Origin of the sequence: Corynebacterium durum (genome assembly GCF_030408675.1) — a bacterium.
In the GTDB taxonomy this organism is placed as follows: Bacteria; Actinomycetota; Actinomycetes; order Mycobacteriales; family Mycobacteriaceae; genus Corynebacterium; species Corynebacterium durum.
Genome location: NZ_CP047200.1, coordinates 534,888 through 556,822 on the forward strand (window position 1 = coordinate 534,888; position 21,935 = coordinate 556,822).

Genomic DNA, 21,935 nt, shown 5'->3' on the forward strand with positions numbered 1-21,935 from the left:
AGCGGTGATGAATGCTATTGCCGGAATATTCATTAGGTCACTATGCGCTGATGTGTTCGAGTAAAGTGTAGATGTGATCGTTACTATGGGAGGTAGGCATGGAGTGGGATAGTGCCGGGCGCGGCTTCAATGGTACAAAGCTACGGTGGTCGCAACTGGAGCAGATTCTGTCAGGATCCGCACCATCAGCTGACGATGCTGCATCTGTACATTCACCTGCACGTGAAGCGCCAGAGATGGATACAGACCCGCAGCCTAGACCGCACCTGAGCCTTGTCCGCGACACGGACATGCCAGCAGCGCCCCCAGAAACAACCAACATCCCCTTCGCGGAACTCCATGCCTACAGCAACTACCACTTCCTCAATGGAGCATCAGAGGCAGAGGACATGGTGCGTCAGGCACAACGCCTCGGGTTGAGCGGACTGGCCTTGATAGAGCGTGATGGATTCTATGGTGCCATGCGTTTTGCTGAAGCGGCCGCCGAAGAAAAATTAAGCACCATTTTCGGTGCGGAACTCAGCACAGACAATGGTGTTCTGACCGTGCTGTGCCGTGGCCCTGAAGGCTACCGCAGGCTCAGCCGCGTCATCACGGCGGCGCACATGCAGCAAGGAAACCACAACAGGCAACCTCGTTATCCGGATTTCACAGAGTTAGCGCGAGTCGCCGATAACCACTGGTACGTGCTGCTCAATGCAGCACTTGCCAACAATGCCGAAGATATCGTCACTGCGTTTGGTGCCAACAACGTCATCGCAGAATGCCACGTGGGATTCATCCCAGAGGACGCCGATAATATTCGCCTTGTCACAGACATGGCTGCCACCTGGGGGCTGATCACCATTGTTAGCTGTACCCCCAACGCTGCAACCCGTGCGGATGCGCGTCTCGCGGCGGCAAAACATGCACTCAGTGACCGCCGTGACCTGAACAATGCGGAGGCGGACTGCCCGCCCCTTGGGGGCACATGGCTCCGCAACGGGGCACACATCCGCGCGGCCCTCCCGCCCCTCCCGCACAGTGATGACATGATTGCTAATACAGTGCACATCGCCAGTGAATGCGCCTTCACCCTCAACCTCATTGCCCCCGAGCTTCCCACAACTGACGTACCCGCTGGACACAATGAAATGTCCTGGCTGGAGCACACAGTATGGGGGCGCGCAGAGGCGCGATACGCCACACGCACGCCTGAACTCTGGGAACAAGCCCGTGCACAAATCACCTACGAACTAGACGTGATTAAGCAGCTCAATTTCCCCGGATACTTCCTCATCGTGTGCGGCATTGTTGATTTCTGCAAAGGCAACAACATCCTGTGCCAAGGACGCGGATCCGCCGCGAACTCCGCAGTGTGCTTTGCCCTGGGGATCACCAACGTGGAACCCATATCCGCTGGCCTGCTGTTTGAACGATTTCTCTCCCCAGAACGTGACGGCCCGCCCGATATTGATATTGACATTGAATCCGGGCGCAGGGAAGAAGCCATACAGTACGTATACAACCGGTACGGTCGGGACTACGCCGCTCAGGTGGCCAACGTCAATACGTATCGACGCCGCGGTGCCATCCGCGATGCTGCCCGCGCGTTAGGCTATCCACAAGGAAGCATTGATGCCTGGGCGCGCCGGGCTGCGGATCCGCCTGAGCAGGTTATTCGCTTGGCAGAGCAGTTTCGGGGACACCCCAGGCACCTCAGCATTCATTCAGGTGGCATGGTGATATGCGACCGGCCCATTGCTGATGTTGTGCCCGTGCAATGGTCCGCTATGGAAAACCGTAGTGTGGTGCAGTGGGATAAAGACGATTGCGCCTCCGCTGGGTTAGTAAAATTTGACCTGCTGGGATTGGGAATGCTGGAGGCGCTGCACCACATGGTTGACCTGGTGCAAGAGCATCATGGAAAAACCATTAACTTGTGGGAATTGGATCTCACTGACAGCAATATTTACGCCATGTTGTCCCGCGCTGATGCGGTGGGGGTATTCCAGGTGGAGTCGAGGGCGCAGTTGGCAACGTTGCCGCGGCTCAAACCACGGACTTTCTTTGATCTGGTGGTGGAGGTTGCGTTGATCCGTCCAGGCCCCATCCAGGGTGGAAGTGTGCATCCGTATATTAAGCGCCGCAATGGTGTTGATCTCGTGACGTTTGACCATCCATGCCTTAAACCTGCGTTGGAAAAAACACTGGGTATCCCGCTTTTTCAGGAACAGCTCATGCAGATTGCCAAAGATGCTGCTGGGTTTAGCGCGGCGGAGGCAGATAATTTGCGGCGGGCCATGGGGTCGAAACGTTCCCCGGCGCGTATGGCGGCGTTGAAGAAAAGGTTCTATGACGGTTTGTTCCAGACCAATGGCATCGAAGGCCAGGTGGCGGATGTGTTGTGGAACAAGATGACGGCGTTTGCGGCGTATGGCTTTCCAGAGTCGCATTCACAGTCGTTTGCGGCGTTGGTGTTTTTCTCTGCGTGGTTTAAGTTCTATTATCCGGCGGAGTTTTGCGTGGGGTTGCTGCGGGCACAGCCCATGGGGTTCTACTCTCCGCAGTCGCTTATTTCTGATGCTCGCCGCCATGGGGTGACGATCCTGCCAGTGTGCGTGAACCAGTCGAAGAAGGAGTCAGATTGCCCCAGTGGACAGATCCGGTTGGGATTGAACCTGGTCAAAGGCGTTGGCGATGCGGCTGCCGAGCGGATTGAAGCGGAAGCTCCGTTTAGCGGGATTGCGGACCTGGCGAGGAGGGCGTCGTTAAGCGTCCGCCAGGTTGAGGCATTGGCGAGGGCGGGGGCGCTGGAGTGTTTCGGGGTGGATCGTCGGCAGGCGCAGTGGGCGGCGGGGATTGCGGCGACGGAGAGTGCGGACATGCTTCCGGGGTTGAGCTCTGTGGATGTGCCATCCTTACCGGGAATGTCGGCGTTTGAGCTGTTGGCCGCCGATGTGGCACACACAGGGGTAACGTCCACGCAGCAACCGATGGCGTTGCTGCGTTCGCTTTTCGATGCCCGCGGCATCACCCCCGCCGCGCGTTTGCTTGAGGTTGCCGACGGTACCCGAATCGTTGTGGCGGGAGTGGTGACCCACCGACAGCGGCCGCAGACCGCCAGTGACGTGACCTTCATGGGGTTGGAAGATGAGACGGGTTTGATGAATGTGCTGGTGTCTCCTGGTTTGTGGGCGAGGTATCAGCGTGTGGCTGGAACGGCAAAGGCACTGGTTATTCGCGGAATAATTCGGAATTCAACGGGGGCTCCAACGCTCATTGCCGATAAATTGGAGCCGCTTGCTGTTGCTGAGGCACTTGCTGGTGGGTCGCGTGATTTTCGGTAGCTAGGTTGTGTGCGACGCTGCCCAGTCCATAAGTTGTGTGATTTCTTGTTTGGCTAGTGGGGTGAGTGCTTTGTTGTCGTTGAGCATTTGCTCACCACGGAGGCGGATAAACTCCAGGTATTCCGCGTTTTCTGTGGCGGTGTAGCCTTCTTTGGCTGTTCGCATGTCGGCGAAATCCTGAGTGACTTGCCGCAGGATGATCCATCGGCCCCACATCACAATGATGGCGCACACCAACGCCACAATGGAGGCGATGGGGGTGAGAAAATACAGTAGGCCCGCCAGCACCATCAGGCCGGTGACAAGGACACCTACGGAGTACACATAGTCGGTACGCCGCTTGGACAGGGTTTGTTGGCCAACAGCAATGAAGGTGTCTTTGAAACCTGGTCGGTCATTTTCTGGGGTGTTATTCATGGGCAAGAACGCTCTGGATGTAGTCGGCGGCGGTGGGGGCAACAGTTTCGGTGAGTTCCTGGATTTCTGCGGGGGAGTGTGGGAATGAGACGGAGTGGTCGGCCCAGTGGTGCATGTCAATGTCGTTCCAGGAATCACCGAGGGAATAGGTTTCGTATGTGGCACTGGTGGTGCTTCGCAGGTGCTTCATCAGCCACGCAAGCCCAGTTGCTTTTGTGCAGTTCGGTGGCACAATGTCCAGGAAATCCTGGTTTCGGTGGCAGTCGAGGACATCTCCGTAAGTGTCCAGAATCCAGGTATGCAGGCGTTGGATGGTCTTTTCTGTCTCGTCGCCAGCACTGACCCAGATGGGAATGCCCACGAAGGTGTGGTGGGGAATGTCCTCGTACTTTAGGGGATCGAAATACTGCAGAATATCAGTGCTGAGTTCGGGTGGGATGCTGCTGTAGAGCCGTACATCGTTGGTGTCCAGGGTGGTGGCGAAGACGCTGATGCCTTGTTCCTCTGATAGTTTTTGCACAAGCTCAGAGACCAGTGCGCTGGGCAGGGTGTGGCTCATCAACACGTTGTAGTTCTTGTCGGTAACAACGGCCCCGGTGTAGAGCACGTTGTAGTCGAATTCGAGGCCACTATCGCGGAGTGCAAAGCGGGTGGCTTCAATAGACTTTCCGGTGGAACACACCGCGATGTTGCCGGCTTGTTGCCATTGGTGAATTGCCTGAATGCTGTCGGGGCCGATGGCCCGGTCGAAGATGATGGTGCCGTCAAGGTCACTGCTGAGGAGCTTGATAGGTGCCATGATTCCAGTATTCCTAAGATTATGTGCTGTGGTTGTGAAGGCTTATGCCCTGGGAAAGTCATGGAAAACTAGTGCAAGAAACTAGTACAGGGAGCTGGTGCATATGGCGACAGCTATGACGGCTGGTACCAGTGATGCATCAACTCCCTTTTCTTGCTTTCCCCGTTAGTGCAGGAGAAGCGCAGGACTGCAGGCGATCAGTGTGTGATCAGGATCCGGGAGCAAGGATTCCGCCCCAGTATCCAAAGATGCCGATTGCGAACATGCCGAAGATGATCCAGATGGCGTTGATCTTTTTGCGGAGTAGCCACATGCAGAGGAAAGTGAGCAGCAGGGCAGCCAGGCCAGGCAGGAGAGTGTCCAGGATGTCTTGGACAGTAGTGGTGACTTCCTTGCCGTCCTTCTCGTAGGTAGCTATTGCCACTGGGATGTTGATAGTTGTCCATTTGGACACCAGTGACCCCATAACAAACAGGCCCATGATGGACGCCGTTTGCGTGAGTTTACGCAGCGTGTTGCCACCGGCTTCGGAGACTATTTCCACGCCTTTTTCGTAGCCAAGTTTGAACCCGTACCACCGGGTGGCCATGCGGATGATGCAGAGGCCGAAGAAGAACAATAGGGGGCCAAGGATGTTTCCGTCGGCAGCGATGGAGGCGCCGAGGGCGGCGAAGACTGGGCGGGCGGTTCCCCAGAAGAGCGGATCGCCAACACCGGCAAGGGGACCCATGAGTCCGATTTTGACGTTGGTGATGTCGGCATCGGAAATGTCTTCACCTGCTGCTTTTTGCCGTTCCATGGCGGCGGTGACACCAAAGATTGAGGAAGAAATCCAGGGGTGTGTGTTGTAGAACTCCAGGTGCCGTGTCAGCGCGGCTGCCTGGTCTTCTTTTTTGGTGTAAAAGCGCCGGATGGCTGGCATCATGGTGACGCACACGCCAATGGCTTGCATGCGCTCGAAGTTGAAGGAGCCGAGCATGAATGTGGAACGAATGTAGGTGGATATGTAATCCCGCCTTGTGAGGTGCGGCACCCCGTCTTGCCCTGCAACCTCGTTCGATGGGGTTGTTGTCGTCATGATTGTGTTTCCTTTACTCAGAAGCTCATTCAAGCTCGTTGGCACTTGTTGCAGTGTCATGGTGACTCCTAGATCGTTGATGGCTTTGTATGCTTCGACGTGTTCGTCGTTGACTGAGACGGCTTCGGTGATCAGTGTCATTCCTGGTTTGAAGGTGACACCGCCGACGTTGACTTCGTCTACTGTCACCCCTGCTTCTAGTAGTTTGAGTGCGTCCATGGGGCTTTCAACGACGATCATGGTTCGCATGTCTTTGTATTCTGGGTTGAAGTACACGCGAATGGTTTTTGCGATGTCCAGCACGTTTGTTCGTGCTGACGCGGGTCCCACTTGGAGGAGCAAGGTTTTGCGCAGCTCATCGCTCGCGGCGCTATCAGAGGCAGCGATGAGTGTTTGCGGTGCCACATAGCTGACCCATGCTCCGGCGACTTGCCCGTGGATGAGGCGGGAATCGATGCGCAGTGCCGCCACCTTCATAGTGGCGTTGGGGTCGCGGGGGAAATTGGGGTCGATCTCTGTTGCCTCGCTTGTTGACGCCGTGCTTTCCGCTTCTGCATTCTGTGGGGTAGAGGTCTGCGCGGGTTTCGCGGGTTTTCCTGCCTTGAAGGCCCGTACTCCGGTGCTGCCTGCTTTGAGGGCTTTTGCGACAAGTTTGTCTATGGTGGCGTTGGGCCGCCGGGCGGCGGTAAATACTTCTACTAACATGGGAATGTTCACGCCTGAAACAACGTCGGAGCCTTCGCGTTCGGCGACGAAGCGCGCTCCCGCGTTGTAGGGGCTGCCACCGAATAGGTCAACCAGGATGAGGACGTCGTCGTCGCTGTCGCCGATGGCGTTGCCTTAGGCTTCCAGGAGGTCGTCGGGGCCCTGGCCTGGGACGAAGGTCACGGCGTGGACGTTGTCGACATCGCCGACGATCATGGTGGTGGAGCCGAGTAGTGCGGGGGCTGATTCCCCGTGAGCCGCGACGATAATCGCAACCATATGGTCCTCCAAATTCCGAATATGGGATCTTTAATAACACCTAAACTGCGCTTCATGGTATTCCCGGAATGTTAGGTACACAACGCTTCACCTTCAATTGTGGCTTTGGTCATAAAACTTTAGTTCTCGCTTGTATGGGGGTTTGCAGGGGTGCTTCGTGGAGGAATTATGCCATTTTCATTGTTCAAACACATGAACTCTGTATATGGTGCTAATGAAGACTGAATATCAAGAGCGTTTTCTGCCGTGGAGGAACTCATGAAATCTAGACAACCTTGGGCTGTGATCTTGGGGGCTGTAGCAGCATCGTCGTTGCTGTTAGCAGGTTGTTCGTCGAGTACTGGTGAAAAGTCAGATGGCCTCAACGTTGTGGCCACAACGACTCAACTCTGTGACTATGTCACCCAGATCGGTCGGGCGGCTGCCGAGAAAGAAGATTCACTGTCCTTCACCAAAGTGGATGCTGCGGGGACGTCTACAACCGTCGGGGGGGATAGTGGCACACGTGCAAGCACGTTGAATTTAACGTGTCTTCTTGCCCCTAACGCCTCCGCGCATAGTCATGAAATGACTGTGAATCAGATGAAGGCACTGAGCAGCGCCGACCTGTTCCTGGTGAATGGCGTGGACCTAGAGCACTTCCTTGATGACGCCGTGTCGTCCTCGGGTTTCCACGGCACCATGGTGGTTTCTTCCGGCGTTGCCAGTGCCAACAACGCCAAGGCGAAGGACGCTGCGTACACCCTTGATGAAGGGGACGAAAAAGTGCAGGTCGCCCCGTGGCCTTTCCCGCCGGAACACGGCGACACCCCCGAGTTCCAGTACGATCCTCACGTGTGGACAAGTCCTGCCAACGCCGCGATACAAGTGCATAACATTGGCGCGGCATTGACCGATAAGCAGCCGGTTCTCAAGCCCTATGTCACTGAGTATGAGAATCGTCTCACTAAGCTGGACGATTGGGCTCGGCAGTCGCTGGAGTCTGTTCCGAAGGACAGCCGGGTGCTGTTTACCTCGCATGATGCTTTTGGGTATTTTTCCCACCATTACGATGTCACGTTCATCGGTGCAGCCCTGTCTGACTTCAACGAACAGCAAGATGCCACGGCCGAGCATATCCGTGCTGCCGCTGATGAGGTGAAAAAGTCGGGCGCGAAAGCGCTTTTTGCGGAGAACTCCAACAACTCGAAATCAATTGAGGCGATTGCGCAGGCCGCTGGTGTGAAGGCAATCGTGGGGGATGATGCCCTCTACGGGGATTCTCTCGGCCCGGAGGGAAGTCCCGGGGAGACGTATGTAGGCTCCATTGTGCACAATGTGTCCACCTTGGTTGATGCCTGGGGTGGTACGCCTGCTGAGTTGCCCGCTGACCTGTACTAACCCCACCACATAACAGGAAGAAGCCCTATGTCTGCTGCACTTGCTTTTGATAACGCTGCGTTCAGTTACGGCGGCCCGCCGTCACTTACTGGCGTGACGGGAGAAGTGGAACCGGGTGAAGCACTCGCGCTTATCGGTCCTAATGGTGCTGGTAAAACTACATTGCTGAAAGGCATCGTGGGATCCACTGCGCTTGCGGATGGGACGATGAGCATTGATCGTCGCGGTGCCTTGGGCTATGTGCCGCAGGTGGCTGATCTTGACCCAACTTTTCCTGTTACGGTCGCTCAGGTTGTGGGCATGGGGTTGTATGGCGAGCTGGGGTGGTTTCAGCGTCTGAGTCGGCGGCATAAGGAGCGCATCGCTCAAGCTCTGGATCGCGTGGGTTTTGCTGATAGGGGGGACGTTCATTTTGGGACGCTGTCGGGTGGTCAGCGTCAACGCGTGTTGCTTGCTCGGGCGATTGTTGCGGATCCAACGATCATCCTGCTTGACGAACCCTTTAACGGCCTCGACCAGCCCAACCGCGCCGCCTTGATGGAAATTATCCAGTGGGTAAAAGGCCGTGGTGTCGCGCTCGTTATATCCACCCACGATTTTGATTTGGCTGAGCAGACTTGCGACAAGGTGGCGTTGCTTGCTGGGCATCAAGTGGCGTTTGGTCCGCTGCAGGAGGTCTTCACGCCCGAGTTGTTGGACCGCGCGTTTGGGCGGGTGCCTCATGTGGGTTGAGCAGATCCGGATATTGCTTCTCGACGCCCCGTTCATCGGTGATTTCACCCAGGCACCGTTTCTATTTCGCCCGTTCCTTATGCTTGTTACCTTGGGCGTGGTGTCTGGGGTGGTGGGCGTCGTAGTGAATCTGCGTCGTTTGGAGTTTAATGCTGAAGCCATGGTGCATTCGGTTTTTCCGGGCGTGGTTGCGGGAGCTGTGTTTGGTGGGCTGGACATGATCATCCCTGGTGCTGGACTAGTGGGGATCGTCGTGGCGGTGGTGCTCACGGTCGTCGGAAAGCGTGGGGTACATACCTCTGAGGCTGGCACTGCGGTGGTGCTGACCTCGTTTTTTTCGCTGGGTATTGTGTTGTCCCTACGGTTGGGCGACAAGTCTGGGCAGTTGGAGGCGTTGATGTTTGGTCGGCTGCTGGAGGTGACCAATCAACGTCTTGAGCAGTCGCTGATTGTGTGTGCGGTCGCGTTGCTGATGGTGGCAGTGACGTGGAAGAGGCAGATTTTTGTTGCTTTTGATCGTGTTCAAGCGCAGGCACAGGGCGTCAATGTGCTTGCCATCGACCTTATTATCAATGTTGCTATTGCTGCGGTGGTGATTGCAGCGGCATCAGCGGTGGGGGTGCTGCTGGTGGTGGGATACCTGGTGGTTCCTGGAGCAACAGCGCGGTTGCTGGCGCGCACGGTCCGCACCATGGTGATTATCGCGATCGTCGTGGGGGTGGCGGGTGGTCTGATCGGTATGAAGATCATGCTCGCGGACACTCCGCACCCCGTATCGCCGCAGGCGGCCGTGGCATTGTCGGTGATAGGGGCATATTTTGCCGCGCTTCCAGTCGCTTATGTGCGCAGCAGGATCGGGGCACGCTAATGGACACATCGCTGGTACACACGTCACTGTGGGAGATTGTCAGACTTCCCCTTGTGGAAATATGCATCGTGGGCGCGTTGGCGGGCCTTGTTGGCGTATTCGCGGTGCTGAAACGCCGCGTGTTTTTTGCCGAATCGGTCACACATGGCACGTTCCCCGGCGCGGTCCTCGGTGTCGTCGTGGGCAGTTCCTTGTCTCAGGGGGATCATCATGTGTTGTCGCTGTGGCTGTTCGCCGGGGCATTCGCACTATGCGTTCCCCTCGCTGGTGTGATGTACGCGCTGGCGCGCATCCCAGGACAATCGTCCCAGGCAGCGGCGGGAGTTGTGCTGACGGTGGGGTTTGCGCTCGGTTACTTCTTAAACACCTGGTTTGCCCCGCTGCCACTGAAAATTGAGGGATTTCTGGCTGGATCAGTGCTAAATGTCAACGTGCTGGATGTGAGCGTCGCGTTTGCAGTGCTGGCCGTGGTGATGGTGATCGTGGTGGGCTACGGCAAGCAACTCGTGTTCTATGCCTTTGATGAGCAGGGATTTCGGGCAGCCGGGTTCAGTGCGTCCCGCGCGGAACTGCTCATCCTCGGCATGGTGGTGGTCACGGTGGTTGCTGTCATTCCGGCCATTGGGACGGTGCTGTCCATCGCTCTGATCGCGGCACCCGCAGCGGGGTTGATACCACTGATGAAGAACTCCACAGCGCTGATTGTCGCGGCTCCGCTAGCAGGAGCACTCATCGGCGTCGTCGGTTTAGGGTGTGCGCTGTTGTGGCATCTTTCCGTTGGCGGTTGCATCGCGGTCCTAGCGGGAGTGTTCTACGCCGGATGTTGGTGCCTGCGAAAGGTGCTTTTTACGTCATGACCGCACACGTTATACACGTGTCTAGCGGCGGGAAAAGCGCCTCTTGGATAGACTGATTTCTATGCATGTAACCCATTTGCCTGAAAAAACTCAGGATTATTTGAAAACGGTGTGGGATATTTGCGAACGCACCGGTGCCCCAGCCGCGCTGGGTAAAATTGCAGAGCAAATGGGCCAGAAAACCTCCACCACATCCGAGGCCATTAAACGCCTCACCGAACGTGGGTTACTTGTGCATCCAAAATATGGGGGCATTTCCCTCACCCCAGAGGGCAACGCATTCGCCATGGCCATGGTGCGCCGCCACCGACTTGTGGAAATGTTTCTCTACACCACCCTTGGCTACACCTGGGACGAAGTGCATGACGAAGCTGACCTGCTCGAACACGCGATTTCAGACACCCTGCTTGCGCGTATCGACGCCCACCTGGGTCACCCTACCCGCGACCCCCACGGCGACCCCATTCCTGATGTGCACGGCAGCATCGAAACCGTGGCTGAACTTGACTTAAGCCAAATTGAACCTGGGCAGACCGTCACCGTTGACCGCATCCATGACCGCGACCCCGAACTGCTCCGCTACCTTGCGGAACATAACATTTGCCCTGGCGTGCGCATTACTGTGTCTACCGACAATTTTCCGGGAATGCGCGTGGTGCATGTTAACGGTAATGGCGCATCAGTGCCGCTCGCGCATTCCAGCCTGTGGGCGATCAACGTTCATGCTTGAGGCTTGTGGCGGTCGTGCCGGTATTCGCCGCAGCACTAGCGTGATGACGACCAAGATGACGCACCCCACTACCCCAGTCGGTGAATACACCAACCACATTGTCGGGGAGGAATCCATGAGCAAAACATGTACTCCAGCAAGCCCGTTGATCGTGCCGTGCGCAACGGCAGCGGGATAAATCGAATGGCTACGATTCCGCAGTTCCAGCAGTAGCGCCCCTGCGCATATGCAATACACCACAAACATGCTGCAAGCAGCCACGCGATTGACCCCAGGGTAGTTGTAGCCAACCATATTGATCGGTAGGTGCCACAACCCCCATATCGTTCCAATGACAATAGTATTTACCCAAAAATTCTGTTCCTGGCGTTGAGTTGCCCACCAGCCGCGCCAGCCGACTTCTTCACCCAACCCTGCTACTGCGTTTAACGAAAATCCTCCGACAATACCGCTGACCAGTGCGATGACGAGCAACACCCAGGCGGGTGGCAATGTCGAAGGATCCAACTCTGAAGAGATACCTGGAGCATCAAGCACCCGAGCGTGGACCGCTGCGTCAGAAAAGCTAAAGTTACCAGCACCGGATAATGCCCCCACCATAATCGTTGCTATCAATTGAATAACAAGAGAAAACGACGCCACGCAACACCACCACAACACTGTCAATGGCTTTCCACCCCGCAACGCTGCGACGTCGATAAACGGTTTACCAGAGCGATATATGCAGTGCGCTATTATCGCCGCCAATGTTGGCATTAACATCATCCCAAGCGCGGTTACCTGCAACAACCAAGAGGGTCGCGATTGCGACAGCCATAAAGGCAGGGCCACCAACCACGCCAATACGAGACTTAAAACAACAAAAACAATCTCCTTGCGTGTCATGAACTCATCGTAATAAGCAACACGCTATAAAGCACCAGGAAAACCCAATTGCCGCCACGCCTCATAAGCTGCCACTGCAGCGGCATTAGACAAATTCATGGACCGCCGACCCGGCAACATGGGAATGCGTACATGCTTTGTCATGCGCGGATGTACCAACGCAGTCTCCGATAATCCTGTGGGTTCCGTGCCAAACAACAACACATCTCCCTCCACATATGCGATGTCGGTGTGACGAACCATACCCCCAGTTGTGAATGCAAAGACCCGCGCGCCGGGAAGTGCATCCAGGGCGGCGTCGAGATCTGCATGTACCGTCACATCCGCAAGATCGTGATAGTCCAAGCCTGCGCGACGCAGGTTCTTTTCCTCCAGGTTGAACCCCAGTGGCCCGGCCAAGTGCAGGTGAGCCCCTGTTCCTGCGCACATGCGGATGGCGTTACCAGTGTTAGGTGGGATGCAGGGCTGGTCGAAGATAATGTGCGCAAATGGCATGTTCAGGATGTTACAGGCATGGGTATGCGTGCAATAATGGGCGCGTGACTGCGATCAAATTGGATGGAAATCTTTACCGCGACGAAATTTTTGCCGACCTCTCCACGCGGGTTGCAGCGTTGAAGGCACAGGGAATAACCCCTGGTTTGGCCACAGTTCTGGTGGGGGATGATCCGGCAAGCCACGCGTATGTGAAGATGAAGCATCGCGACTGCGAACAGATTGGCGTTCGGTCCATTCGTAGAGATCTTCCCGCAGACATCAGTCAAGAAGACCTGCTTCGGGTACTCGACGAACTGAATGCGGACCCAGACTGCACCGGCTACATCGTGCAGTTACCACTGCCGAAACACCTGGATGAAAATGCGGTGCTGGAGCACATCGATCCGAGTAAAGATGCTGACGGCCTCCACCCGGTGAACCTTGGAAAGCTGGTGCTGAACGACCCTGCCCCCTTGCCCTGCACCCCCCATGGCGCGATTGCTTTGTTACGGCGCTTCGACGTTGAGCTGAACGGCGCGAAAGTGGTGGTGATCGGCCGCGGTGTGACCGTGGGTCGCCCCATCGGACTCATGCTGACGCGGCGCAGTGAAAACTCCACTGTCACGCTGTGCCACACAGGTACCAAGGACTTAGCTGCGGAAACCCAGACCGCCGACGTGGTTATCGCCGCAGCGGGACAGCCGCACATGCTGACTGCTGACATGATCAAACCTGGTGCCGCTGTTCTTGACGTGGGAGTGTCGCGCCGGGATGGGAAGCTGCTTGGCGACGTCCACCCTGATGTGTGGGATGTTGCTGGTTATGTCTCGCCCAACCCCGGTGGGGTAGGGCCCCTGACTCGCGCGTTTTTGGTGCGCAATGTCGTGGAACGAGCGGAACAGCGTGCTGCAGGGAATTAGGGGAATTAAGCATCCGGCTAAGGATCCACAGCTGGAGCGGGCGCTAGCCAACCCGCACGATGCCGGTGCACCCCCGTCATTACTGCCCCCAGTTTTGCAGTACTGTGGCCTGGGCATTTTTGGGGCGCTGCTGGTATTTGCGCTGGTATGCGGGGTGACGGATCACTGGCGGCGCGCCACGTTCGCCCTTGGTGTTGCGTTGACGTGGCTTGCGGGGTTGCGACTGGTGTGTGACAGCCGAGTTATGGGTGTTCTGGGCGTGAGGTCGCGGCGTTTCGACGCCGCCTTTACCACCACGCTGGGGGTCAGCATGATGTTTGTGGCGGGTACCGTCGATTCCTTGGGAAGCTAGTTAAATACCGGCAAGCACGCGGAACCTGCGGATGATGCGGTCCACTTGGCGTATTTCGGCGAGAAAGGCGTCGTGTCCGACGGGGGAGACGATTTTGGCTACTCCCAAGAGGTTTCCCAGGTTCCGCGACAAGTGTTCTTGCTGGTGGTACGGGTACAGAATGTCGGTGTCCACGCCTACCACCATGGTGGGAACCGTGGAGGATGCCAGCGCTTTGTTCAAGCCACCGCGCCCCAGTCCAATATCGTGCCGGTTGAGGGAGTCAGTGAGCGTCACGTAGGAACCTGCGCAGAAGCGTTCCACCAGTTTCTTAGCTTGGTGGTCTAGGTAGCTATCCACCGCGAAGCGCTGCGTGGAACTGCGGAACTGACCTCGGGGATTTTCGCCGGGTTGGGCGTCCGCACCGAACCGTTCATCAACCTCTTGCTCGCCGCGATAGGTCAGGTGCGCGATGCGACGCGCGGTGGCCAGCCCCTGATCTGGGGTGCGACCGGTGTTGTGGAAATCTCCGCCTTGCCAGTTAGGATCATGCTCAATGGCGGCGATCTGCGAGGACTGAATGCCGATCTGCCATGCACTCGCTCTAGCGGATACGGCCATCACCAGTGCGGATCGTACAACGGAGGGATAGAGGAGCGACCATTCGAGGCACCGCGCCCCGCCCATGGATCCACCCACGACGGCGGTGATGGAATCAATGCCGAGTGAGTCAAGAAATTGTTTTTCAGTAGATACCTGGTCGCGGATGGATATTCCCGGGAATCGCGAACCCCACGCCGCACCGTCGGGATGAATCGAGCTGGGGCCTGTGCTGCCGCTGCAACCGCCAATGACATTGGTACACATCACGCAGTAGATGTCGGTGTCTAGCGCTTTGCCGGGGCCGATGATGCCCGGCCACCACGCAACTGCGTTGGAATCACCGGTGAGGGCATGTTCGACGAGGATGATGTTGCTGGTTCCCGAGGCGTCGATACGCAGTTCCCCCCACCGTTGGTAAGCAATGACAACGTCGGCGATCTCTGCCCCCGCTTCGGTGCGTACCGTGCCAATGCGCTGGTGGCCGAGAGTGTTCTCCTCAACGAGTGGTTGCATGCATCCACCTCAGATCGTAGGGGGCGTGGTTTTTTCGAAATTGTAGACGTACAGCTCTGTCTAGTCTAGTTGCTGTGGTTGTCGGTCCCCGTAATGTCGAACTCGGCGGTATCCGCAACGCTGGGTTGGGGATGCGCTGATGAAGTTTCCTCAAGAAAACCTGAGTCAACATCAAAAAAACCTGTGTCATCTGATGTGTTAGTAGTCTCACCCCACAGAGGGGAGAGGCCGGGCAAAAACAACATAATCACACATGCGGCTGCGGCTGCCCCACAGGCTCCCCAGTAGGTGTATTGCGCGGGGACGTACCAGAGGCATGCGCCGGTGATCACGCTGATAATAAGCCACCCAACAGGAACGATGATATCGGTACGTAAATGACGGGCGGTTCGGTACTCAATCCAGTCTTCACCGGGAAAGCGTGATCGTGCTTCGTGTCGGATCCTACGGTTCGTTTTGGAGGCAGTGATAATAATGCTGAGCAGGAATAATGCAAAACCTGCTCCTGTGATTCGGAGGTCTCCAGCGGCGGCGCCAAACACGAGGATGCCGGTTGAGGCTACGATCGCAAAGTGCTCTCCCCGTCCGAGTCGGATGGGTGTGGTGGGGTCAACCTCTGGGTAGAGATTACGGAAGTTTTGCGAGGGTGTTTCTGTCGCAGTCATGGCACTAAAATCCGGTCCTTTGCTGTTGCGGATAAGGGGTAGGGACGGGGTTAGACAAATGGTTTCTTATGAATCTTCTGTGGGTTAGGTTAGTCTAACCTTGAACTAATTTGAAAGGATGCATGGACTGATCTCTGAGAATGAGATTAGAGAAGCTGAGTATCTTAGTTTAAGGAGAGTACCCGAATGTTGTCTGTGAGCCGCACGGCACGCGCTTTCCGACGCCCCCTCGCGGCCGCTGCCATCGCAGCTGCGGCGTGTGTGACCGTCACTCCTATCGTGTCCCCCCATAACACACTGATGGGATCGGCAGGTGCCCAAGCAGGCGAGAAGTGTGCAGTCTCGCAGGTGGGCTGGGGCGTGCGCCAGTCCTTCCGCAGCTACATTGAAGGCAGGATTGCCAAGGGCGGTTGGAAAACGGAAGGGACCGTCAATTACAACGGCGATGAGTTCGTGTTCAACGAGCCGTTCCCACCGATTGAAACCACCGATGACGGCACTACCATCGTGCCCCTTGGGGAGGACAACGGCATCCGCTTTTATGGGCACAGCTATAACGACAAGCCCAAACTCGACATGACGCTCAAAGATTTCAGGATTGCGGTCAACGGAAGCTCCGCCAAGATTCTGGTGGATTACGATGCCAACCTGCCGGATGATATGAGTGCAGATTCCCCGGACAACTTTGTGCGAGGCGACGACGTTGCTATCGCCGAGGTTGCCTTGAACGGTACACCTGACTTCACCTCGGATGCCGTTGATTTGAGCGGTGACGTCACCCTTACCGATATTGGTGACAAGCTCTTCTTAGGCAACTACGGCACCGGCGGCGAGATGGATCCGCTGAACGCCAACATCAACCTTGGCGCCGAATGCGCAGCTCGTGTGGCTAACGTCACCAACGGCAATAGCAGCGGCGGACGTGGCAACGGCGGTGGTTCCAAGACGACCTCGACCAAGAAGAACAACGCCCCGGGTCTCGATGCCCTGAAAACAGCCAATGACTACGGCACCGCGGTGAACAACCTGCTGTCCACCACGGATAAGATCATCACCAACATTGATAAGTTGGGTGCCCGTTTCAACCAGAACGGTGCGTCCGTCAATGGCCCTGGCCCTGGCCCTGGCGGTGGCACAGTTAACCGCGCAAGCGGTGCGTCCGGCACCGGGAACGGTGGTGGAGCCGCAAAAGGTGGGGATACCGCTGGGCGAGCTGTTGCCACCGCAGGGACTGCGGGTGGAGGTCACCAAGGTGCCGCAGGAGGCGCGGCGTCGACAAGCGGTGGCGGTGCCGGATCTGTGTGTACAGCCGAAAGTTCGCTAGGCGTGACGGAAGCTAGCGCGGCCTGGGGTGTTAAGCAGTCCTTCCAGTCCTACATCACTGGTTCCATCGCGAAGGGTTCGTGGGAACTGAGCGGTGTGTCCCACAGCGATGGCGAATTTCACTTCGCCGGCAACTCCGGGGCCGTGGACCCAAAGGCGAACACGGGTACCATCCTGTTCCCTGGATCCATGCACTTCACAGGTCATAAAGGGGTGCTTCAACTGAACATGTCCAACCTGGAAATTCAGTGGAGCGGCAACTCAGGTTCCCTGGTGGCTACCGTTTCCTCCAACAATATGGAGGGACACAACACGGACTTTGGGCGAGTTGCACTGGCGAATCTTTCCTTCAACCAGCTCAACGTAGGTGACAATGCAGCATCAGGTTCTGCCACAGCGTCGCTGACTCAAGCCGGTGCCCAAGCGTTCGCCGACTTTTACCCTGAAGGCACCCAGCTAGACCCAATTAGTTTCACCGCATCTCTTGGTGGTGCAGCAAGCTGTACTGCGGGGCAGGGGTCTGGTGCTTCTGGTGGGGGAGTTGCCGGTGCCGGCGGCAATGCTGCGGCTGCCGCTGCAACCAAAGCCGGTGGTTCGTCCGGCGCAAACGGTGCAAAAAGCGGGAATGCCGCTGGCGGTACCAACGCCAAGTCGGGGTCTGCTGCCGCAGCGAAGCTTGGCGTGAAGACCAATGGGGCACAAGATTCCTCCGAGGGAGCAGGATTTGACAGCAAAGGCTCGTTCAAAATCAAATCCGCAGCGGCGGACGCTGATGGTGCAGGCACTGGCGGTTCGCCTTTTACCACTCCCATCCTGATGATCCTGGGTGCGTTTGTGATTGCCGGAGCCACCCTATCCCAGTTTGTTTCCCGAAATCCCAACAGCCGTTAACCACCCATGCGTTTCACCATTCACCACACCACTAGGAAAGGTCCGCTTGTGATCCCAGCAGCGACTATGCGTACTACGTTCACAGCAGTGCTCATGTGTGCTGCCTTAGCTTTCACCGGGGCGCTCGCCGGATGCAACGCGCCGTTGTCCACGAATGCCTTAGGGGACAGCCAGGCAACAACCAGCGATCAGGAACTCCGGGAATCGTTACCCGACCGTGCTTCATTGAAAGACCCGCGCACGTTTACCGGAATTTCAACTGTTCCAGACATGGGTGACGTGGTTCCTGTGACCGATAATGCTCAGCCTCAGCTCCCTGTTGAACTCAACGATGCTGATGGTTATAACGTCACCGTCAAGGATGTGTCGCGCATTCTTGCCCTCGATTTGTACGGAACCTACACCAAAACCCTCATGGGCCTCGGGCTGCAGAACAACATCGTTGGCCGCACAGTTAGTTCAACCGAACCGGCACTGGCTGATCTTCCCGTGGTCACTCAAGGTGGGCACAACATCAACGTTGAAGCTGTGCTCCAACTGTCCCCAAGCCTGGTGATTGTTGACCACAGCATTGGCCCCCGCGAGGCTATCGATCAGATCCGTGATGCGGGCGTGACCGTGGTTGTCATGGAGCCGACTCGAAACATCGCCTCCATCGGCGATGACATTAAGAACCTTGGTTCGGTGGTCGGCCTGCCTGATGAAGCCGACAAACTGGCAGAGCGCAGCAAAAAAGACCTTGATGCCGATATGGAAGCAGTGAAGAAACTTGCACCAGACCAGCCGCTACGTATGGCGTTCTTGTACGCGCGTGGTAACGGTGGCGTGTTCTTCATCCTGGGCGAAGGCACTGGTGCGCAGGATTTGATTGAGGGCATTGGTGCGGTGGATGTGGCCGCAGAAAACGGTTTGAAAGATGCCGCCCCAGCAAACGCTGAGGCACTGGCCAAACTCAACCCTGACGTGTTCATCATGATGACGGAGGGGTTGAAATCCACCGGCGGCATTGAAGGATTGATGCAGCGACCTGGAGTAGAGCAGACCACGGCTGGGCAGCATCAACGCGTTGTTGCACTGCCGGATGGGCAGTCGCTGGCGTTTGGTCCGCAAACCGGTGAATTGTTACTGCGAACGGCGCAGGCAGTGTATAACCCAGATCAGGCTCAGTAAAAGGCGCTGACAGTGACGAATACGAGTATCGTTCAGTGCCCAGAGTACAGTCGGGATACGGCGAAGGCAGGAAGACCCGCTGCGAGTGAGGTGTTCCGCACCCGAACGCGGCGTCGAGTAGTGCTGTTTGCCATGCTCCTTGTGCTGTTAGTTGGTGGTGTCCTGTTTTCTGTGTCGGTGGGGCAATACCACATTCCTGTTGGTGACGTGCCGCGTATCCTTATCGCAGGTCCAGAGGGCGTTAGCCTTGCCGAATCTGTGGTGTGGAAGATTAGGCTGCCGCGCCTAGTGCTGGGACTGCTGGTGGGAGCCGCGTTGGGCGTCAGCGGTGCGCTGATGCAGGCGGTTTTTGCTAACCCACTGGCGGAACCGAGTGTCATTGGCGTGACCAGCGGCGCGGGCGTTGGCGCCGCCTTGGTTATTGTTTTCAACATTACGATTTTTGGCACGTCCACTGTGCCTGCTGCGGCGTTTATCACGGCTGTAGCGACCACCGCAGTTGTGTACCAGCTGGCGCGTCACGACGGCCGCGTGCACGTGATCAACCTCATTCTTACAGGCATTGCCATTAATGCCGTGGCAGGTGCGATCATTTCCTTCCTCGTTTACCTTGCTCCCACGACATCGCGTGAGCAGATTATCTTTTGGCAAATGGGGTCACTGAACGGTTCGCAATGGAAGCATGTAATTGTGGTCGCGCCGATCATTATTGCGGGTGCGGCTATTTCGCTGCGCATTGGTGGGCAGCTTGATGTGTTGGCACTGGGTGAAAAAGCTGCGGGGCACATTGGCATCAATGTTTCCAGGCTGCGCATTACCGCCATTGGTGCCTCCACATTGCTCACAGCTGGTGCCGTGGCCTACGCCGGACTGATCGGCTTTGTTGGTCTAATTGTTCCGCATCTGCTCCGTGGAATTACGGGACCTGCGAATAAGGTTCTCATTCCCGCGTCTGCGTTGGCTGGCGCGGTGCTCATTGGGTTATCGGATATTGCTGCGCGCACGCTTATTCCCTTTGCCGATTTGCCCATCGGTATTTTCACCGCCCTGGTGGGTGGACCGACGTTCTTTGTTCTGCTTCGGCGGATGCTGATGAAAGGAAGGCACTGATGCCTGCTGAGGCTTTGCTCTCTGCCACTGGTATTACGGTGGTCATGGGGGAGAAAACGCTGCTTAACGACGTCTCGGTGGTTGCTCGCCGCGGTGAAGTACTGGGCCTCATTGGTCCGAATGGTGCAGGAAAATCCACGCTACTGTCTGTCCTGAGCGGTGATCTCATTCCTTTCTCAGGTTCGGTTTCTATCTGTGGATACGATCCCGTGCAGGCATCGGCGTTGGAGTTGGCGAAGTCGCGCTCGGTGATGCTTCAGGATGTGTCTGTTTCTTTTGCTTTCTTGGTTCGCGATGTGGTGTCCATGGGTAGGCGTCCATGGGCACGCACGGACCAATCTGTGCGCGACGATGCGATTATCGATGCCGCGCTTGCTGCCACTGAGGTAAGCCACCTGTCGGATCGTGACATTATGACCCTCTCGGGCGGGGAGCGGGCGCGAGTGGCGCTGTCGCGTGTGTTGGCGCAACAAACACCCGTTGTTCTGCTTGATGAACCTACCGCTGCCCTGGATATTGGGCATCAGGAGCAGGCGTTGGGCTTGGTTCGGGCACTCGCAAAAAATGGCGCTGCCGTGATTGTGGTGTTGCATGATCTTAATGCCGCCGCTGCGTATTGTGACCGCATTGTGTGCCTTGCTGACGGTACTGTGGCGGCGCAGGGGACTGTTGCTGAGGTGTATACCAAAGAGACGCTGAGTGCGGTGTACGGCTGGGATATTCAGGTTGTGCTGTCGCCTGCAGGAGATGTTCAAGTTTTCCCAAAGCGGGGGAGGGAAGCGGGGGTAGGTGATGGTCTACAGGAAACCCTTAGTGAGCTGTTCAATCTTACATTTAACTAAATGTTTTATTAACAAATACAGAGCTAAAGCTTGATTTTTACTAAGTTTTTAAGCTAAGGTGTGCCTATCCTAAATATTGTTTTCCGGGTGGTTGACGCCCGCTCACTACAGGAGTCTCGTATGACAAGCGCAAGTCGTTTCCAGCATTCATTAGCCGCTTTTATGGCGGCATCCATCGCTGCTGGGGCAGTAGTTGTCCCAACCACTGCAATCGCGCAGCAGCAAACAACCTGCACCGATGACAAGGCTGTTTTCAAAGTCACTGGTGGCGAATTTGAGTGGGATTTCCGCGATAGTTGGAATAATTACATCCACGGTACGATCGCTCATGGAACATCAGAACTCACGGGCGGAATCACCAACCTGAACGAGGCCAATAAGGCCAAAAGCAACTACAAGTTTGTTGCCTCTAAGGGGGTTTCTACAGGCGTCAACCAGGCGGAATTGAATGTGGATGGCACCATGCACTACCAGGGACATAAGCATGGTGATAACTATGTTCTGGACAATACGTTCAGCAACTTCAACCTCAAGGCTGAGGGAAGCAAGCTTGAGCTGTACGCAGACGTTCACTACCGCAAGCGTGTAGATAACAACACTGCCGGAGAATGGCAAGACGCAAAGCAAATTAAGGTCTCCGAGTGGACCTTGAAGGAACCGCTCGCGCTCAAGGCCGGTGATGTTGCATTTGCTTCCAATGGTCAAGGCAAGTTTGGTTCCCAGGACGTTATCAGCGCTTTGGGTGACTTCTATAAAGACGACATTCACACCGGCGCAATTACCGGCAAGGTGAAAGTCTCCCAGAACTGCTCTCCGGCACCCGCTCCCAACCCGAATCCAGGTGAGCCGACTGCGCCTGGCAGCAGTAACTCTCAGTTCGTCAAGGTTCTTGCAGGTCTGGGCGTCGCTGGCGCGATCCTTGCGGCTATCTTTGGGTTCTTGCGGCACTCCAACATTCCGCTGCCGTTCCGCATCTAGTCTTCTTCGTTGAAGCGTAAAAATCCCTCTCCCAGCACCAGGGACGAGGGATT

20 protein-coding genes and 1 pseudogene are annotated in these 21,935 nt (G+C 56.5%); 13 read left to right on the forward strand and 8 right to left on the reverse strand.

What is annotated here, in order from left to right:
- The first annotated feature begins 98 nt into the window (after positions 1-98).
- Entirely contained in the window at positions 99-3,329 is a 3,231-nt protein-coding gene (locus CDUR_RS02475; RefSeq protein WP_179418855.1) for an error-prone DNA polymerase, read from the forward strand.
- On the opposite strand, the gene CDUR_RS02480 is transcribed toward CDUR_RS02475, so the two are convergent.
- The 4 genes and pseudogenes from CDUR_RS02480 to CDUR_RS02495 form a co-directional block, all read right to left on the reverse strand.
- Complete coding sequence (locus CDUR_RS02480; protein ID WP_179418856.1) at positions 3,330-3,746, reverse strand: hypothetical protein; 417 nt, start codon at positions 3,744-3,746, stop codon at positions 3,330-3,332.
- Positions 3,739-4,545 (reverse strand): HAD-IIB family hydrolase, encoded by an 807-nt coding sequence (locus tag CDUR_RS02485; protein ID WP_179418857.1) that lies wholly within the window; start codon positions 4,543-4,545, stop codon positions 3,739-3,741. Before CDUR_RS02485 ends, CDUR_RS02480 begins: the two co-directional genes overlap by 8 nt.
- 208 nt (positions 4,546-4,753) lie before the next feature.
- Positions 4,754-6,100 carry a PTS mannose transporter subunit IID gene (manZ, locus tag CDUR_RS02490; protein WP_290208104.1) on the reverse strand — a complete coding sequence of 449 codons (1,347 nt, stop codon included), beginning with the start codon at positions 6,098-6,100 and terminating at the stop codon, positions 4,754-4,756.
- Positions 6,101-6,271: 171 nt separating this feature from the next.
- A pseudogene (locus tag CDUR_RS02495) lies at positions 6,272-6,607 on the reverse strand (PTS sugar transporter subunit IIA); the annotation flags it as partial.
- 258 nt (positions 6,608-6,865) lie between these two features.
- On the opposite strand from CDUR_RS02495, the gene CDUR_RS02500 reads away from it, so the two are divergent.
- From CDUR_RS02500 to CDUR_RS02520, 5 genes are all read left to right on the forward strand, one after another.
- On the forward strand, positions 6,866-7,987 hold the full coding sequence (locus CDUR_RS02500; protein WP_179418858.1) for a metal ABC transporter substrate-binding protein: 1,122 nt from the start codon (positions 6,866-6,868) through the stop codon (positions 7,985-7,987).
- 27 nt (positions 7,988-8,014) lie between these two features.
- Positions 8,015-8,719 (forward strand): metal ABC transporter ATP-binding protein, encoded by a 705-nt coding sequence (locus tag CDUR_RS02505; protein ID WP_179418859.1) that lies wholly within the window; start codon positions 8,015-8,017, stop codon positions 8,717-8,719.
- Complete coding sequence (locus CDUR_RS02510; protein WP_179418860.1) at positions 8,709-9,587, forward strand: metal ABC transporter permease; 879 nt, start codon at positions 8,709-8,711, stop codon at positions 9,585-9,587. The genes CDUR_RS02505 and CDUR_RS02510 overlap by 11 nt, the downstream gene beginning before the upstream one ends.
- Entirely contained in the window at positions 9,587-10,444 is an 858-nt protein-coding gene (locus CDUR_RS02515; RefSeq protein WP_179418861.1) for a metal ABC transporter permease, read from the forward strand. Before CDUR_RS02510 ends, CDUR_RS02515 begins: the two co-directional genes overlap by 1 nt.
- Before the next feature lie 61 nt (positions 10,445-10,505).
- A complete protein-coding gene (locus CDUR_RS02520; protein WP_179418862.1) occupies positions 10,506-11,174 on the forward strand; it encodes a metal-dependent transcriptional regulator in 669 nt (222 codons plus the stop codon).
- Here the strand turns inward: CDUR_RS02520 and CDUR_RS02525 are convergent.
- Together CDUR_RS02525 and CDUR_RS02530 are read right to left on the reverse strand one after the other, a co-directional pair.
- A complete protein-coding gene (locus tag CDUR_RS02525; protein ID WP_179418863.1) occupies positions 11,124-12,059 on the reverse strand; it encodes a CPBP family intramembrane glutamic endopeptidase in 936 nt (311 codons plus the stop codon). The genes CDUR_RS02520 and CDUR_RS02525 overlap by 51 nt on opposite strands.
- Positions 12,060-12,083: 24 nt before the next feature.
- Positions 12,084-12,554 (reverse strand): tRNA (cytidine(34)-2'-O)-methyltransferase, encoded by a 471-nt coding sequence (locus tag CDUR_RS02530; RefSeq protein ID WP_179418864.1) that lies wholly within the window; start codon positions 12,552-12,554, stop codon positions 12,084-12,086.
- A gap of 44 nt (positions 12,555-12,598) precedes the next feature.
- Here CDUR_RS02530 and CDUR_RS02535 point away from each other — a divergent pair, with 44 nt between their 5' ends.
- Both CDUR_RS02535 and CDUR_RS02540 read left to right on the forward strand, forming a co-directional pair.
- On the forward strand, positions 12,599-13,456 hold the full coding sequence (locus CDUR_RS02535) for a bifunctional methylenetetrahydrofolate dehydrogenase/methenyltetrahydrofolate cyclohydrolase (protein WP_179418865.1): 858 nt from the start codon (positions 12,599-12,601) through the stop codon (positions 13,454-13,456).
- Entirely contained in the window at positions 13,440-13,808 is a 369-nt protein-coding gene (locus tag CDUR_RS02540) for a DUF3017 domain-containing protein (RefSeq protein WP_006062603.1), read from the forward strand. The genes CDUR_RS02535 and CDUR_RS02540 overlap by 17 nt, the downstream gene beginning before the upstream one ends.
- On the opposite strand, the gene metX is transcribed toward CDUR_RS02540, so the two are convergent.
- Both metX and CDUR_RS02550 read right to left on the reverse strand, forming a co-directional pair.
- Complete coding sequence (metX, locus tag CDUR_RS02545; RefSeq protein ID WP_179418866.1) at positions 13,809-14,903, reverse strand: homoserine O-acetyltransferase MetX; 1,095 nt, start codon at positions 14,901-14,903, stop codon at positions 13,809-13,811. It lies immediately after the preceding gene.
- 65 nt (positions 14,904-14,968) lie between these two features.
- Positions 14,969-15,568, reverse strand: a complete 600-nt coding sequence (locus CDUR_RS02550; protein WP_179418867.1) for a hypothetical protein — start codon at positions 15,566-15,568, stop codon at positions 14,969-14,971.
- 186 nt (positions 15,569-15,754) lie between these two features.
- Between CDUR_RS02550 and CDUR_RS02555 the strand changes: the two genes are divergently transcribed.
- The 5 genes from CDUR_RS02555 (at position 15,755) to CDUR_RS02575 (ending at position 21,882) form a co-directional block, all read left to right on the forward strand.
- Positions 15,755-17,782, forward strand: a complete 2,028-nt coding sequence (locus tag CDUR_RS02555; protein WP_179418868.1) for an HtaA domain-containing protein — start codon at positions 15,755-15,757, stop codon at positions 17,780-17,782.
- A gap of 66 nt (positions 17,783-17,848) precedes the next feature.
- The gene (locus CDUR_RS02560) at positions 17,849-18,952 is read left to right on the forward strand and encodes a heme/hemin ABC transporter substrate-binding protein (RefSeq protein ID WP_233452981.1); all 1,104 of its coding nucleotides are present in this window, start codon (positions 17,849-17,851) and stop codon (positions 18,950-18,952) included.
- Positions 18,953-19,084: 132 nt separating this feature from the next.
- Positions 19,085-20,062 (forward strand): FecCD family ABC transporter permease, encoded by a 978-nt coding sequence (locus tag CDUR_RS02565; protein ID WP_179419185.1) that lies wholly within the window; start codon positions 19,085-19,087, stop codon positions 20,060-20,062.
- A complete protein-coding gene (locus CDUR_RS02570; RefSeq protein WP_179418869.1) occupies positions 20,062-20,904 on the forward strand; it encodes a heme ABC transporter ATP-binding protein in 843 nt (280 codons plus the stop codon). The genes CDUR_RS02565 and CDUR_RS02570 overlap by 1 nt, the downstream gene beginning before the upstream one ends.
- Before the next feature lie 120 nt (positions 20,905-21,024).
- Complete coding sequence (locus CDUR_RS02575; RefSeq protein WP_179418870.1) at positions 21,025-21,882, forward strand: HtaA domain-containing protein; 858 nt, start codon at positions 21,025-21,027, stop codon at positions 21,880-21,882.
- Positions 21,883-21,935: the final 53 nt, after the last annotated feature.

Excerpts from the sequence above, each read along its gene's own strand:
- CDUR_RS02475 (WP_179418855.1), top strand. The coding sequence starts at position 99 with ATGGAGTGGGATAGTGCCGGGCGCGGCTTCAATGGTACAAAGCTACGG.
- CDUR_RS02480 (WP_179418856.1), bottom strand. The coding sequence starts at position 3,746 with ATGAATAACACCCCAGAAAATGACCGACCAGGTTTCAAAGACACCTTC.
- CDUR_RS02485 (WP_179418857.1), bottom strand. The coding sequence starts at position 4,545 with ATGGCACCTATCAAGCTCCTCAGCAGTGACCTTGACGGCACCATCATC.
- manZ (WP_290208104.1), bottom strand. The coding sequence starts at position 6,100 with ATGAAGGTGGCGGCACTGCGCATCGATTCCCGCCTCATCCACGGGCAA.
- CDUR_RS02500 (WP_179418858.1), top strand. The coding sequence starts at position 6,866 with ATGAAATCTAGACAACCTTGGGCTGTGATCTTGGGGGCTGTAGCAGCA.
- CDUR_RS02505 (WP_179418859.1), top strand. The coding sequence starts at position 8,015 with ATGTCTGCTGCACTTGCTTTTGATAACGCTGCGTTCAGTTACGGCGGC.
- CDUR_RS02510 (WP_179418860.1), top strand. The coding sequence starts at position 8,709 with ATGTGGGTTGAGCAGATCCGGATATTGCTTCTCGACGCCCCGTTCATC.
- CDUR_RS02515 (WP_179418861.1), top strand. The coding sequence starts at position 9,587 with ATGGACACATCGCTGGTACACACGTCACTGTGGGAGATTGTCAGACTT.
- CDUR_RS02520 (WP_179418862.1), top strand. The coding sequence starts at position 10,506 with ATGCATGTAACCCATTTGCCTGAAAAAACTCAGGATTATTTGAAAACG.
- CDUR_RS02525 (WP_179418863.1), bottom strand. The coding sequence starts at position 12,059 with ATGACACGCAAGGAGATTGTTTTTGTTGTTTTAAGTCTCGTATTGGCG.
- CDUR_RS02530 (WP_179418864.1), bottom strand. The coding sequence starts at position 12,554 with ATGCCATTTGCGCACATTATCTTCGACCAGCCCTGCATCCCACCTAAC.
- metX (WP_179418866.1), bottom strand. The coding sequence starts at position 14,903 with ATGCAACCACTCGTTGAGGAGAACACTCTCGGCCACCAGCGCATTGGC.
- CDUR_RS02550 (WP_179418867.1), bottom strand. The coding sequence starts at position 15,568 with ATGACTGCGACAGAAACACCCTCGCAAAACTTCCGTAATCTCTACCCA.
- CDUR_RS02555 (WP_179418868.1), top strand. The coding sequence starts at position 15,755 with ATGTTGTCTGTGAGCCGCACGGCACGCGCTTTCCGACGCCCCCTCGCG.
- CDUR_RS02560 (WP_233452981.1), top strand. The coding sequence starts at position 17,849 with ATGCGTACTACGTTCACAGCAGTGCTCATGTGTGCTGCCTTAGCTTTC.
- CDUR_RS02565 (WP_179419185.1), top strand. The coding sequence starts at position 19,085 with ATGCTCCTTGTGCTGTTAGTTGGTGGTGTCCTGTTTTCTGTGTCGGTG.
- CDUR_RS02570 (WP_179418869.1), top strand. The coding sequence starts at position 20,062 with ATGCCTGCTGAGGCTTTGCTCTCTGCCACTGGTATTACGGTGGTCATG.
- CDUR_RS02575 (WP_179418870.1), top strand. The coding sequence starts at position 21,025 with ATGACAAGCGCAAGTCGTTTCCAGCATTCATTAGCCGCTTTTATGGCG.